The organism is Mesorhizobium sp. M0761, assembly GCF_040320205.1.
Taxonomy (GTDB): Bacteria; Pseudomonadota; Alphaproteobacteria; order Rhizobiales; family Rhizobiaceae; genus Mesorhizobium.
In genome coordinates this window covers 227,869-240,999 of sequence record NZ_JAMYPF010000004.1, presented here as the reverse complement: position 1 = coordinate 240,999, position 13,131 = coordinate 227,869, and the positions used below count along the sequence as shown (strand labels likewise).

Sequence of the window (13,131 nt, the reverse complement as noted above, 5' to 3'; positions counted from 1 at the left end):
TGCCAACCTTGCAAATTGTACCCATCTTGGTACGGTTCTCATATGCATTGACACCCGATCTGGTGCAATATACAGAATTGTCACCATGACAAATTGGCTCCCTGACCTCACCACCGGTTCCGGCCCGCTTTACCAGCGCCTTGCCGACAGCATCGAGTCGGACATCGACAAGGGCGTTATCGATGCCGGGGCAAAATTGCCGCCGCAGCGCGATCTCGCCTATGACATTGGCACGACGGTCGGCACGATCGGCCGGGCCTATCAGCTGCTGCGCGAACGCGGGCTGGTGAGCGGCGAAGTCGGACGCGGGACCTATGTGCTGGCGCAGCAATCGGAAGCGGCGTCACCCGAATTCGCCGAGCCCGCCGTGCAAGGCACGCGCTGTGTCGATGCACCGCCGGGCAAGCTGCGCTTCGACAGCACTGCCGCGCCCGACATCGGCCAGGGCGCCATTGTTGCCGACATGTTGCTTCGCACGGTTCAGGATCATCCGCACGAGATTTCGAGCTACACCAGGGATTTTCCGGAGCGCTGGTTCGAGGCCGGCGCCCGCTGGCTGTCGCGCAATTCGTTCCGCCCTGCCGCCGAGACCATCGTTCCCACGCTGGGCACCCATGCCGCGGTGATGGCGGCGATCGCGGCGCTGACCACGCCGGGCGACTATGTCGTCTTCGAGCACCTCACCTATTCGCAGATCGCCCGCAGCGCCGGGCTGATCGGGCGGCGCATAGCACTGGTGGCATCGGACGAAGAAGGCCTCGATCCCGAGGATTTCGAACGCGTCTGCGCGCAAAAGCACCCGAAGATGATCTTCCTGATGCCGACGGTGCAGAACCCGACGCTGGCGATCCTGTCGGTTTCGCGCCGCGAGGCGATCGCCCGCGTCGCGCGCGCGTACAATGTCATCGTCATCGAGGACGATCTCTATGGCGGCCTGACCGAAGATCCGACGCCGCTCATCGCCGAATATGCGCCCGAGCGCACCATTGTCGCCGGCGGTCTGTCGAAATCGGTCGTGGCAGGTGTTCGCGGCGGCTGGCTCTCCTGCCCGCCCGCCTATCGCCATCGCATCCGCGTCGCCCACAAGATGATGACCGGCGGGATGCCGTTCCTGTTGGCGGAGGTGAACGCGCGGCTGGTGCTGTCTGGGCAGGCTGGCGATATCCGCAAACGCAGCATTGCCGAAATTGCCGCCCGCATCGCCATCGTGCGCGAGACACTGGCGGGTTTCGCCTTCAAGTCACACGGCAGCGTGCCCTTCGTCTGGCTGACGCTGCCCGATCCCTGGCTGTCCGGCACTTTCAGGAGCGCATGCCTCGAAAATGGCGTGCTCCTCGACGACGAGGACGAGTTCAAGGCGGGGCGTTCCGAGCAGGTTTTTCACGGCGTGCGTTTCGGCGTCTCGCAGCCAAGGCGGCGCGAGGACATCACCGGCGGCGTCGCGGTGATCCGGCGACTGTTGGAGGAAGGCCGCGCCGGCTACGACAGTTCGTCCTGACTCGGTCCTCCTGTATCCCGATCTTCAGGTTCAGCCCTCTGCCTTGAAGTTTTTGGCTTCCTTCGCGCCCTTGTCCTTGCCGTGCTTCTCGGCCAGGTCCTTGGCCTGCTTGGGCGAAACGTCGGTCGTCTCGGCAATATGCATGGCCTCCTTGTCGGAGAGGCGATTGTCTTTCTTGCCTTGCTTGGTGGCCATGTCGAAATCTCCTGATTGGTTTGAGGCCTAACGGCCGGGATGCCATAGCGTTCCCCAACGGCGCCCCGCTACCATCGTCGCCTTGTGTTTTCCGGCGTTTTTCGTCATCCGATGGGGTGTATCACGCCAAAGCTTGCGATATGAGGGGACTCAAATTCCCTCTCCCATGGACACCAATCGCCGCCCATGACCATTTCTAATTCCGTGCCGATCACCCCGGAACTCATAGCCGCGCATGGGCTCAAGCCCGACGAATACCAGCGCATCCTCGATCTGGTCGGGCGCGAACCGAGCTTTACCGAACTCGGCATCTTCTCGGCGATGTGGAATGAGCACTGCTCCTACAAATCCTCGAAGAAATGGCTGCGCACGCTGCCGACCACCGGGCCGCAGGTCATCCAGGGTCCGGGCGAGAATGCCGGCGTAGTCGATATCGGCGATGGCGACTGCGTCGTCTTCAAGATGGAGAGCCACAACCATCCCTCCTACATCGAGCCCTACCAGGGTGCGGCGACCGGCGTCGGCGGCATATTGCGCGATGTCTTCACCATGGGCGCGCGGCCGATTGCGGCGATGAACGCTTTGCGCTTCGGCGCACCGGACCATCCCAAGACCAGGCACCTGGTCAGCGGCGTGGTTTCCGGCGTCGGAGGATACGGCAACGCCTTTGGCGTGCCGACCGTCGGCGGCGAGGTCAATTTTGACGCCCGCTACAACGGCAACATCCTGGTCAACGCCTTTGCCGCCGGCCTCGCCAAGACAGATGCGATCTTCCTGTCGGAAGCCAAGGGCGTCGGCCTGCCGGTCGTCTATCTCGGCGCCAAGACCGGCCGCGACGGCGTCGGCGGCGCCACGATGGCCTCGGCCGAGTTCGACGACAAGATCGACGAGAAGCGCCCGACCGTGCAGGTCGGCGATCCCTTCACCGAAAAATGCCTGCTCGAAGCCTGCCTTGAGCTGATGGCGTCCGGCGCCGTCATCGCCATCCAGGACATGGGTGCGGCCGGCCTCACCTGTTCGGCGGTCGAGATGGGCGCCAAGGGCGACCTCGGCATCGAGCTTCACCTCGACCAGGTGCCGGTGCGCGAAGAGCGCATGAGCGCCTATGAGATGATGCTGTCGGAGAGCCAGGAGCGCATGCTGATGGTGCTGCGCCCCGAGAAGGAAAAGGAAGCCGAGGCGATCTTCCACAAATGGGGCCTCGACTTCGCCATTGTCGGCAAGACCACCGACGATCTGCGCTTCCGCGTCATTCACCAGGGTGACGAGGTCGCCAACCTGCCGATCAAGGACCTTGGCGACAAGGCGCCGGAATATGACCGCCCCTGGGTCGAGCCGAAGAAGCCTGCGGCGCTCGCAGCCGGCGATGCGCCGAAGGCCGATGTCGCCGATGCGCTGTTGAAACTGCTCGGCGGGCCGAACCTGTCGTCGCGCCGCTGGGTGTGGGAGCAGTACGACACGCTGATCCAGGGCAATTCGCTGCAGCTTCCCGGCGGCGACGCCGGCGTGGTGCGCGTCGAAGGCCATCCGACCAAGGCGCTCGCCTTCTCCTCCGACGTCACGCCGCGCTATTGCGAGGCCGACCCGTACGAAGGCGGCAAGCAGGCGGTGGCCGAATGCTGGCGCAACCTCACCGCCAGCGGCGCGCTGCCGCTGGCGGCCACCGACAACCTCAATTTCGGCAATCCGGAACGGCCTGAGATCATGGGCCAACTGGTCGGCGCGGTGAAAGGCATTGGCGATGCCTGCCGGGCGCTCGGCTTCCCGATCGTGTCGGGCAATGTCTCGCTCTACAACGAAACCAATGGCCAAGGTATCCTGCCGACGCCGACCATCGGCGGCGTGGGGCTGATTGCCGACTGGTCGAAGATGACCCGTATCGGCTTTGCCGCCGAGGGCCAGATGATCCTGCTGGTCGGCGCGCCCCCAAGCTTGGGCAGCCATCTCGGCCAGTCCGCCTATTTCAGAGACATTCACGGTCGGACCGACGGGCCGCCGCCACCCGTCGACCTCGCCCATGAAAAGCGCGTCGGCGACCACGTGCGCGCGCTGATCGCGTCGGGCGTCGTGACCGCGGCGCATGACCTTTCCGATGGCGGCCTGGCGATAGCCCTGGCCGAAATGGCGATGGCGTCCGGCATCGGCGCCACCATTCCGGGGCTCGCCGGCACCGACCCGATCCCGGTCTGGTTCGGCGAGGACCAGGGCCGCTACCTCCTGACGCTGTCCGTCGATCCGCAGAGCAAGGAATGGGACGCCATCCGCGACGAACAGAGCAGGCTCGGCATCTTTGCGCCATGGATCGGCTCGACCGGTGGAAACGAAGTGAAGCTCGGCGATGCCAGGGCGATCCCGGTCAGCGAATTGACCGCTGCCCACGAAGGCTGGTTCCCGAACTTCATGGACAAGTCCAGTTGACCAGCCTGGCAGCCCGGACGCTGATCGCAGTCGTCTTCTGGCCGTCGCTGTTCTTCTTCTGGTTCCTCGGGCCGTTCGTCTTTTTCCTGCTGTCGACGACCTCGAGCGAGGTCTGTCCGCTGCTGGAAAGGCGTGACCAGTTCCTTGAGGCGGCCAATGGCACACTGCAGATGCTGGCCTTGCAAAGTCTGATCTATGCGATCCCCATCGTCTGCCTGGTGCTGTGGAGCCGCCTTTTGCCGAACCCGGCGCGCGCAAGGCATGTCGCCACCTGCATCAAGCTATTTGCCATTGCGGTCATTACCGGCGCGCTGTGGGAATACGGGTCATCGCTGATCTGCGACGGCTATGGCCAACCATTCTTTTCGCCCTTGTGGCAGATGACCAGCTATCTCCCGATTATCACCCTGGCGCTCAACATCCCGCTCTATGTCCTGGTGTTCAGCCTTGGCCGGGGGTTCTCGACCCGCGACGACATCACAGAAGATGGTGTGGTTCACCCGCGGCAGGATGGCCCTTAGACACTGCGTCGCCGACAGAACGGCTTCAACCCGGACCAGAAAGGCTTTAGGCTGCCGTCCGAGTCACTCGTGCCTAGCCGCCCAGAACAGGATTTTGCCATGGCAATGGATGCCCACGACATCGAAAAACTGATCAAGGACGGCATTCCGGACGCCAAGGTGACGATCCGCGACCTCGCCGGTGACGGCGATCACTATGCAGCCGAAGTGGTGGCCGAAAGCTTCCGCGGAAAGAGCCGCGTCCAGCAGCACCAAATGGTCTATGATGCGCTGAAGGGCAATATGGGCGGCGTGCTGCACGCGCTGGCCCTGCAGACCAGCGTGCCGGACTGAAGCCAGACTGGCCTACTGTTTCTGCGGCTGCTTCGCCGACACTGACGTGATCGGCTTCGCCGACACTGAGATGATCGGGCCCGCCGGGTATTTTCCGCCGACGATCATTCTTTTCCCATCCGACAGCGCGGAGACCGCGCCGTCGAGGAACAGCGCGTTGCGGCATTGTAGCGCGTCGCGAAACAGCCGCGCAAAGCTGCCGAAACTGACCTCAGACCGCGAGATCACCTGCAAAACGGTGTTTTCATCGCGCACGCCGACGCCGTTGCGGATGTAGCGCGAGGTTCCGTTCGGCTCGAAGCGTGGGTGAATCTTGCCATCGATCACCAGCATCGGGCCGGACTGCGTGGCGAAGGCAACATCGCGTTTGGTGACCGCATAGGCGTTGCTTTCCATGACAGCCGCCTTGCCGTCATTGCCCACCAGAAAGACGCCGTTCGGTTTCAGGAAGAAATTGCCTTCGCCGTCGGCAAGATTGAGCCGTGACTTTTCGCTGCCGTCCTCGACCAGCAGGCCGACCGGCGACAAATCCTCGTGATACATGCCGCCATTCATGGCGAGCATACCGGCCTCCCCTCGCCCGCAACCGCCTTGTCGAAGGCTTCGAGCGAACCAAAAGGCTTGCCATCGGCGCCGGCGTGGAAAACACCGATGCTGTCGGCGCGAAGATCGATCTCGCAAACGACATAGGTCACCGCCTCGAAGGCGACATTCCGGCAAGGCGCGGGCAGGTCACCGCCAATGACCAGCGGCGGCGGCTCCGGGCGTCTCGGCCACCAGACAACGGCAATCGCGGCCAGCAGGATGGCGATCAGAAGGGCGGCGCCATATCGTCTTTTCATCATGTCCCGGAGGCTGCAATCGGCAGGGATGCTTGGCCCAAGACAGGCGATCCTTTGCGCCATTTCCGCGACGGCGGCGCAAACATCTTGTTTCGGCCCATCTATGGGTTTATTTGATGGCTATGCTTCGAGCCTGACTCCCACAGGCGTGAAAGGATATCTCATGAGCGGCATCAACGACTACATCGACAGCGAAGTGAAGGGCAACGACGTCGTCCTTTTCATGAAGGGCACGCCCGGTTTTCCGCAGTGCGGCTTTTCCGGCCAGGTCGTCCAGATCCTCGATTACATCGGCGCCGACTACAAGGGCGTCGACGTGCTGACCTCGGCCGAACTGCGCCAAGGCATCAAGGAATATTCGAACTGGCCGACGATCCCGCAGCTTTACGTCAAGGGCGAATTCGTCGGCGGCTGCGACATCATCCGCGAAATGTTCCAGGCGGGCGAGCTGCAGACGTTGCTCGTCGACAAGGGCGTCAGCGTCAAAGCGACAGCCTGATTCTGAGTTGAGACGGGGCAGCCCCGCCCCGGCAAAATGTTACCTGCCCCTATCGGAGTGAGGACGAACTTATGCGCCGGCATGCCGGCGCATATTCGTTTTGAAGATCGGACCCGCCGTGGACCAGCCAGCAAAAGCGCCGCAACAGGCACGCAAATTGCCTATTCCGCGCTGGGAATTCATCGCGCTTTGCGCGGCACTGATGGCGTTGAACTCGCTGGCCATCGACATCATGCTGCCGGCACTGCAGCAAATCGGCGCCACGCTTGGCGTTGAGAATGAAAACCACCGCCAGTATGTGATCACCGCCTATATATTGGGCTTCGGTGGCGGACAGCTTTTCTTCGGACCGATCTCGGACCGGTTCGGGCGCCGCGCGCCACTCGTTGCCGGGCTGGCGATTTATGTCGTGGCGGCGGCAGCTGCCGCCATCGCCCCGTCATTCGCCGTCCTGCTGCTGTGCCGGCTGGTGCAAGGCATCGGTGCGGCGGCGACCCGCGTCATCGCCGTCTCGATCGTGCGCGACACGTTCGACGGTCGGCGCATGGCCGAGGTGATGTCTCTGATCTTCATGGTGTTCATGGCCATCCCGGTGATCGCGCCTGGGATCGGCCAGTTCATCATGCTGTTCGCAACATGGCACTGGATCTTCGTCACCATGGCCGTCGGAGCGCTGATCGTGTCGGCGTGGTCGCTGCTGCGGCTGCCGGAGACGCTGCATCCGGAGTACCGCCGGCCGCTGACAGTCTCATCCGTCGTCGGTGGTTTCCGCATCGTGCTCACCAACCGCATGGCGCTTTGCTACGCCTTTGCCAGCACCTTCATTTTCGCCGCCATGTTCGGCTTCATCGCCTCCGCACAGCAGATCTATGTCGACATTTTTCATGTCGGCGAATTGTTTCCTGTCATCTTCGCGGGTGTCGCCGGCGTTCTCGCTTTTTCGAACTACCTCAACTCGCGCCTGGTCGGCCGCATCGGCATGCGCCGCCTGTCGCAGAGCGCACTGCTGTTGTTCCTGGTGATCAGCCTTGCCTGGCTCACCGTTTCGCTTCAAATGAAGATGCCACTCTGGCTGTTCATCACCTTCTTCGCCAGTGCGATGCTCCCGTTCGGCGCGCTCGGCGCCAATTTCAACGCGCTCGCGATGGAACCGCTCGGCCAACTGGCGGGCACCGCGTCGTCCATCCTGGGCTTCATGCAGACTTTTCTCGGCGGCATCCTCGGCACGCTGATCGGCCAGGCCTTCAACGGCACGGTGACGCCGCTTGCCGCCGGCTTCTGCAGCGTCTCGGTCGCGGCCCTGCTGATGATCCTGATCGCCGAGCGCGGCAAGATGTTCCAGCCGCACAACCCACCCAGGGCACGTCACCGACCTGCATTGAGCGACGCGCCTTGAGATTGTTGGTCTCAAAACCGCATCCACCTTTATGCGACGCGTTTCAGGATGCGCCGCCAATCACTGCCGTGAAACGAGGGAACAGCGGGCGCCCTGCGATGGCGCCACCCATGCTGTCCGACAGCGGCATCGGCAGAGCCTTGTCGAGCGCTTCGAGCACGGATGACACAAAGACCCGGTTGAGCGAGGCATCATCTCCCATATGGGAGAAAGTGGCGCGCGGCTTGCCCATCAGCGTGCCGTTTTTGCGAATTGAAAAACTCAGCGTCAGGGTCAGGCCAGCACTTCCAGGCGGCGGCTGCCAACAGGCAAAGATCGCGTCGAACATTTCGTCGATGGTGTCGATGGGATCGGGGCTACGACACGCGCGCTCCTGCGATCGTGCCTCAGTGGCGCAGGCGACCAGGGCAAGTGCAAGTGCCGTTGCGACAATTGCGGACCGATGTTTCATTTCGCGGCTCCGGCTTCGCGAGAGATTGGACCACTATAACAGAGCCAATATACTTGACGAAAGCGTCTACCGGCAGTTGGACCGACTATTGCGCCCAGAGTTCCCTGCGCAACTCCTGCCAGCTTTCCTTGTCCGGGGCGACAAGAATGCCGCCGTCGATATGCGAGGGCAGATAGGCGCTACCGTCGATCCGCGCGGTGTAGCCGCCGGCCTCGGCGTGGATCAGCACACCGACCAGATGGTCCCACGGCATCAGTTTGTTGTAGACGACGAAATGGGCATGGCCGCTGGCCAGAAGACGGTATTCATGTGCCGCGCAGCGATAGCCGAACTGCGACAGGGTCTTGGTCTGGTTGCGCGCCAGGAGCGAGCGTTGCGGTTCCGCCAGATATTGCCAGGAGACGGAGCCGGTCATCTGCGAGATCGGCACGGCATCGGCGACGTGCACCGTCTCCAGCGCGCCATGCGCATGGCGGATATGGCTGCCGGCGCCCTTGGCGCCGATCAGCCAGTCCCGGCCTACGGGGTCATGGATGATACCGGCGACGGTTTCGCCCTTGACGACGACGCTCAGCATGACGCCGAAGAGCGGCACGCCGGAGGCGAAGTTGAAGGTGCCGTCGACCGGGTCGACGACGAAGGCGAGGTCGGCATCGCCGAGCCCCTGAAGCAGCGCCGGATTGTCGGAACAGGCTTCCTCGCCGACGATCATCGCCGTGGGATAGCGCTCGCGCAGCCTGGCCGTGATCAGCCGCTCGGCGTTGATGTCGGCCTCGGTCACCAGGTCGGCAGCCGAGGTCTTCTGTCTGATGTCGCCCTCGCCCAGCCGGCGAAAGCGTGGCATGATTTCGGCCCTGGCTGCATCGGCGAGAAGCTCGGCCAGCCAGTCGATCGCTTGGTCGTCAAATATCATCGGAAATGTCTTGTCCTGTGCTGAGGCTGCCATTGAGGGCGGCAAAGTCGAACAGCTTTCTGTCGAGCAGATGCGACGGCCTGGTGTTGGACAGCGCGCGCAGCATCGTATCCTTGCGGCCCGGCATGCGCTTTTCCATATCGTCCAGCATCGCCTTCATGGCGTTGCGCTGCAGGCCTTCCTGGCTGCCGCAGAGATCGCAGGGAATGATCGGGAATTTCATAGCGGCGGCGAATTTTTCCAGATCGACCTCGGCGCAGTAGCTCAGCGGCCGCAGCACCATGACGTCGCCGTCGTCGTTGAGCAGCTTTGGCGGCATGGCGGCAAGGCGGCCGCCATGGAACAGATTCATGAAGAAGGTTTCGAGAATGTCCTCGCGGTGGTGGCCGAGCACCAGCGCCGAACAGCCCTCCTCGCGCGCGATGCGATAGAGATGGCCGCGCCGCAGCCGCGAGCACAGCGAACAATAGGTGCTGCCCTGAGGCAGCTTGTCGGTGACCACCGAATAGGTGTCCTGATACTCGATGCGATGGGCAATGCCATGCGCATCGAGGTAGTCGGGCAAAATGTGCTTCGGAAAATTCGGCTGGCCCTGGTCGAGATTGCAGGCCAGCAGCTCGACCGGCAGCAGCCCGCGCCATTTGAGATCGAGCAGCACGGCCAGCAGCCCGTAGGAATCCTTGCCGCCGGACAAGGCCACCAGCCAGCGGTCGCCGGGCCTCGCCATGGCGAAATCCTCGACCGCCTGACGGGTTAACCGCAACAGCCGCTTACGCAGTTTGTTGAACTCGACGGAAGACGGCACGTCGGCAAACAGCGGATGGAAGCCGCCTTCAGCAATCGGTTCAACTGTTTCGATGTCTGCCAGCATGTTCATGGCTTGTCGCTTTCCATAGCCGAGAGTGCCGGATTAGCGGACATGGCCGACAAAGAAAAGGCCGCCTCGACGGGCGGCCCTTTCCAGTATCGCAGAAAAGCGATCGCTTAGCGCGAATAGAATTCGACGACCAGGTTCGGCTCCATCTGCACGGCGAACGGAACATCGGCCAGGCCGGGGATGCGCGAGAAGGTCGCGACCATCTTGTTGTGATCGACTTCGATATAGTCCGGCACGTCGCGCTCGGCGAGGCCGACCGCTTCCAGCACGATGACCAGCTGCTTCGACTTTTCGCGCACTTCGACGACATCGCCCGGCTTGCAACGGTACGAGCCGATGTTGACGCGCTTGCCGTTGACGTTGACGTGGCCGTGGTTGACGAACTGGCGAGCCGCGAAAATGGTGGGCACGAACTTGGAGCGGTAGACGACCGCGTCGAGACGCGACTCGAGCAGGCCGATCAGGTTCTCGGAGGTGTCGCCCTTGCGGCGATCAGCCTCTTCATAGACTTTGCGGAACTGCTTTTCGGAGACATCACCATAGTGACCCTTCAGCTTCTGCTTGGCGCGCAGCTGCAGGCCGAAATCGGAAAGCTTGCCCTTGCGGCGCTGGCCGTGCTGGCCGGGGCCGTATTCACGCTTGTTGACCGGGGACTTCGGGCGGCCCCAGATGTTTTCGCCGAGACGGCGGTCGATCTTGTACTTCGCGGATTCGCGCTTGCTCATCGCATTCCCTTTCAAAACAAACCACCCGGAGCCTCATGGTCCGGGTGAAGGAAACGCGCCCTCCTCTGGCCTCCGTTTTCGAGGCCTGACAGGGTTTTCCCACGCAACGCGGCGGAAAACCCACGGGACACGTCAGTCTAGACAAAACCCAGGAAACGATAAACCTGCTTTCCCGGGCTTGCCATGCAAAAGAAACAACCGGGCATTGCGGCCCGGTGTTGGTGCGCTCGTTAAACGGAGATTTGAGCAGAGTCAAGCGCGTCGCTGGCGCTGGGCCCGGCAACCATATCACGTCTTTGGCGTTGAGTGCCGTGCCGGATGCGGCGGGAGGTTGTTGCGCCGACGGCATTTAGGAAGGGACTGGAGCCAAAGGAGCCCGAAGTCGCATGAAGAAGTTTTTCCTCTCGTTGGTCGGTGCAGCCGTCCTGGCCGGGACGATGTCGATCGCCGTGCCCGAGCCAGCGATGGCCAAGCATTGGCAGGGCCACAAGCATCGTCAGACCTGCCATGTCGTGGTGAAGAAGAAGGTCATCTGGCGGCATGGCCACAAGAAGGTCATCCGCTACAAGGTGAAGCGCTGCTGGTGACGTCAGGGGTTTCGGGCTTGGCCTGAACCGAAGAAGCCCGTGGTTTCGGCCACGGGCTTTGTTTATCGACTCGGTTCAAGGTTTCAGTCTGCCGATTTCTTCTCCGGCAGGCCTTTGCGCTTGGTCTCTGCGAATTCCTCGAGCTGTTTTTCGCTCATCGAATTGTACATCGACTTCGACGCGCCTTGAAGTTCGCTCTTCCTGGTCTCGCCGCGCTTGGCCGACAGGGCTGCGCCAGCGGCCTTTTGCTGTGCTTTTGAGGTTGCAGGCATATCGGCACCTCCTTTGCTGACAGAGGAAGAAACGTTGCGCTCCGGCGACGGTTCCAGCGCTGGCGGTCAACTTCCGTTCCGCGCTCATGTCTGCCCATGGTCGGCCAACTGCCGGCAAAACCACCTTCCCGTGCCCGCAACGCCGGTGTAGGACGGCGCCATGAAATCGTTGAACGATCCCTCGCAGGCACTCGCTACCGGCCTCGCGAAAATCCGCACCGAGTTCCATGTGCCGGAGGGATTTCCCCCTGATGTAATGGCCATGGCACAGACGGCGGCCAGGCGCGTGCCCGACCAGCATGCCGACCGCACGGCGATGCCCTTCGTGACGCTCGATCCCGCGGCTTCCACCGATCTTGACCAAGCGTTTTCGATCGAAGCGAGCGGTAGCGACCTTCTGTTGCACTATGCGATTGCCGACGTAGCCTGGTTCGTCGCGGACGGCGACGCGGTGGATCGCGAAGCCTGGGCGCGAGGCGAAACCCTGTATTTGCCGGACGGCAAGGCCGGGCTCTATCCCCGGGTGCTTGCCGAGGGCGCCGCGAGCTTGCTGCCCAGCGGTCCGCGTCCGGCTGTCATCTTCACGGTCCGGATCGTCGACGACGGAGCGGTAAGGCTGGATGGCGCGGAGCGGGCAATCATTCAAAGCCGCGCCAAGCTCGCCTATGACAGCGTGCAGGCCGCCGACGTCCCAGTCGGCTTCGCCGAAATCGCGCGGCGCATGGCGGCGGCCGAAGACCGTCGCGGCGCTTCGCGCGTCGACCCGCCCGAGCAGGAGGTGGAACAGCTTGCCGATGGCACGTTCCAGCTTGCGTTCAGACCGCTGCTGCAATCCGAGCAAGACAACGCAGCACTTTCGCTGGCCGCCAACATGGCGATTGCCGACGCCATGCTGGCACACCGGACCGGCTTGTTCCGGGTGATGGCGCCGCCCGATGCTTCCAAAGTGCAAAGACTGCGCAGCGCGGCACGGGCCTTAGGCCTGTCCTGGCCTCCTTCGACCAGCCTGCCCGACTATCAGCGAACCCTCGATCCTGCCAACATGCAACAGGCAGCGCTGATGCTGGAAATCCGCCGCGCCGGCTCCGGTGCGTCCTACCAGCCCTATGAGGAAGGCGTTGTCCCCTGGCACGAGGCGATGGCCGCGACCTATGCCCACGCCACCGCACCCCTGAGGCGGCTGGCCGATCGCTATGTCGTGCGCTGCGTGCTGGCCATCGTCAACGGCCAGCCGGTGCCGCAAGTCGTTAACGAGGCGTTTTCCAGACTGCCGAAGGTGATGGGCCGCGCAGGCGCCCGCGCCTCGCAGATCAACCACGCGGCCATCGACCTTGCCGAGGCGGTGATGCTGAGGGGGCGTGTGGGTGAAACATTCAAGGCCGTCGTCACCGACGTCGGTGATCAGCGTGCGCGCGTTCAGCTCTCGGACATGCCTGTCGTTGCGAATGTGAAGGCCTCAGGGTTCAGGCAGGGCGATGGCCTGACGCTAAGGCTTGTTTCGGCCGATCCGGATCGGCGCGTCATTGTCTTCGAACCTGTCTAAAGCGCGTCGGCGACGCGCTTTAGTTTTTTTGTTTTTATGCATGTCCTTGTCCCAAAACCGC

General features: G+C 62.8%; 16 protein-coding genes. 8 read left to right on the top strand and 8 right to left on the bottom strand.

Annotated features, from left to right (window positions below; genetic code table 11):
* The first annotated feature begins 85 nt into the window (after positions 1-85).
* On the top strand, positions 86-1,498 hold the full coding sequence (locus tag NKI32_RS08830) for an aminotransferase-like domain-containing protein (protein ID WP_353002513.1): 1,413 nt from the start codon (positions 86-88) through the stop codon (positions 1,496-1,498).
* 30 nt (positions 1,499-1,528) lie between these two features.
* On the opposite strand, the gene NKI32_RS08825 is transcribed toward NKI32_RS08830, so the two are convergent.
* Positions 1,529-1,693, bottom strand: a complete 165-nt coding sequence (locus NKI32_RS08825) for a hypothetical protein (RefSeq protein WP_023669098.1) — start codon at positions 1,691-1,693, stop codon at positions 1,529-1,531.
* 186 nt (positions 1,694-1,879) lie between these two features.
* Here NKI32_RS08825 and purL point away from each other — a divergent pair, with 186 nt between their 5' ends.
* The 3 genes from purL to NKI32_RS08810 all read left to right on the top strand — a co-directional run bounded on the left by purL (position 1,880) and on the right by NKI32_RS08810 (position 4,965).
* Entirely contained in the window at positions 1,880-4,111 is a 2,232-nt protein-coding gene (gene purL, locus NKI32_RS08820; protein WP_353002512.1) for a phosphoribosylformylglycinamidine synthase subunit PurL, read from the top strand.
* The gene (locus NKI32_RS08815; RefSeq protein WP_023706458.1) at positions 4,108-4,632 is read left to right on the top strand and encodes a hypothetical protein; all 525 of its coding nucleotides are present in this window, start codon (positions 4,108-4,110) and stop codon (positions 4,630-4,632) included. The genes purL and NKI32_RS08815 overlap by 4 nt, the downstream gene beginning before the upstream one ends.
* Positions 4,633-4,731: 99 nt before the next feature.
* Positions 4,732-4,965 carry a BolA/IbaG family iron-sulfur metabolism protein gene (locus NKI32_RS08810; protein ID WP_010909092.1) on the top strand — a complete coding sequence of 78 codons (234 nt, stop codon included), beginning with the start codon at positions 4,732-4,734 and terminating at the stop codon, positions 4,963-4,965.
* A 12-nt stretch (positions 4,966-4,977) separates the two neighbouring features.
* On the opposite strand, the gene NKI32_RS08805 is transcribed toward NKI32_RS08810, so the two are convergent.
* A complete protein-coding gene (locus NKI32_RS08805; RefSeq protein WP_353002511.1) occupies positions 4,978-5,529 on the bottom strand; it encodes a phosphodiester glycosidase family protein in 552 nt (183 codons plus the stop codon).
* The gene (locus NKI32_RS08800) at positions 5,517-5,810 is read right to left on the bottom strand and encodes a hypothetical protein (RefSeq protein ID WP_353002510.1); all 294 of its coding nucleotides are present in this window, start codon (positions 5,808-5,810) and stop codon (positions 5,517-5,519) included. Before NKI32_RS08800 ends, NKI32_RS08805 begins: the two co-directional genes overlap by 13 nt.
* Before the next feature lie 160 nt (positions 5,811-5,970).
* Here NKI32_RS08800 and grxD point away from each other — a divergent pair, with 160 nt between their 5' ends.
* The gene (gene grxD / locus NKI32_RS08795) at positions 5,971-6,306 is read left to right on the top strand and encodes a Grx4 family monothiol glutaredoxin (RefSeq protein ID WP_023669102.1); all 336 of its coding nucleotides are present in this window, start codon (positions 5,971-5,973) and stop codon (positions 6,304-6,306) included.
* 202 nt (positions 6,307-6,508) lie between these two features.
* Positions 6,509-7,702 (top strand): multidrug effflux MFS transporter, encoded by a 1,194-nt coding sequence (locus NKI32_RS08790; protein ID WP_502897931.1) that lies wholly within the window; start codon positions 6,509-6,511, stop codon positions 7,700-7,702.
* 43 nt (positions 7,703-7,745) lie between these two features.
* Here the strand turns inward: NKI32_RS08790 and NKI32_RS08785 are convergent, their stop codons facing one another.
* The 4 genes from NKI32_RS08785 to rpsD all read right to left on the bottom strand — a co-directional run bounded on the left by NKI32_RS08785 (position 7,746) and on the right by rpsD (position 10,668).
* Positions 7,746-8,153 (bottom strand): UCP034077 family protein, encoded by a 408-nt coding sequence (locus NKI32_RS08785; RefSeq protein WP_023706454.1) that lies wholly within the window; start codon positions 8,151-8,153, stop codon positions 7,746-7,748.
* 85 nt (positions 8,154-8,238) lie between these two features.
* On the bottom strand, positions 8,239-9,066 hold the full coding sequence (locus tag NKI32_RS08780; protein WP_023684879.1) for an inositol monophosphatase family protein: 828 nt from the start codon (positions 9,064-9,066) through the stop codon (positions 8,239-8,241).
* Entirely contained in the window at positions 9,056-9,943 is an 888-nt protein-coding gene (gene ttcA / locus NKI32_RS08775) for a tRNA 2-thiocytidine(32) synthetase TtcA (protein ID WP_023669106.1), read from the bottom strand. Before ttcA ends, NKI32_RS08780 begins: the two co-directional genes overlap by 11 nt.
* Before the next feature lie 107 nt (positions 9,944-10,050).
* On the bottom strand, positions 10,051-10,668 hold the full coding sequence (gene rpsD / locus NKI32_RS08770) for a 30S ribosomal protein S4 (protein ID WP_023669107.1): 618 nt from the start codon (positions 10,666-10,668) through the stop codon (positions 10,051-10,053).
* A gap of 386 nt (positions 10,669-11,054) precedes the next feature.
* Between rpsD and NKI32_RS08765 the strand changes: the two genes are divergently transcribed.
* Positions 11,055-11,255: a hypothetical protein gene (locus tag NKI32_RS08765; RefSeq protein ID WP_023690200.1), complete on the top strand. Its 201-nt coding sequence runs from the start codon at positions 11,055-11,057 to the stop codon at positions 11,253-11,255.
* A gap of 83 nt (positions 11,256-11,338) precedes the next feature.
* On the opposite strand, the gene NKI32_RS08760 is transcribed toward NKI32_RS08765, so the two are convergent.
* Complete coding sequence (locus tag NKI32_RS08760) at positions 11,339-11,527, bottom strand: DUF3008 family protein (RefSeq protein WP_023684876.1); 189 nt, start codon at positions 11,525-11,527, stop codon at positions 11,339-11,341.
* Between the two features lie 160 nt (positions 11,528-11,687).
* On the opposite strand from NKI32_RS08760, the gene NKI32_RS08755 reads away from it, so the two are divergent.
* Positions 11,688-13,070 (top strand): RNB domain-containing ribonuclease, encoded by a 1,383-nt coding sequence (locus tag NKI32_RS08755; RefSeq protein WP_023711500.1) that lies wholly within the window; start codon positions 11,688-11,690, stop codon positions 13,068-13,070.
* Positions 13,071-13,131 lie beyond the last annotated feature (61 nt).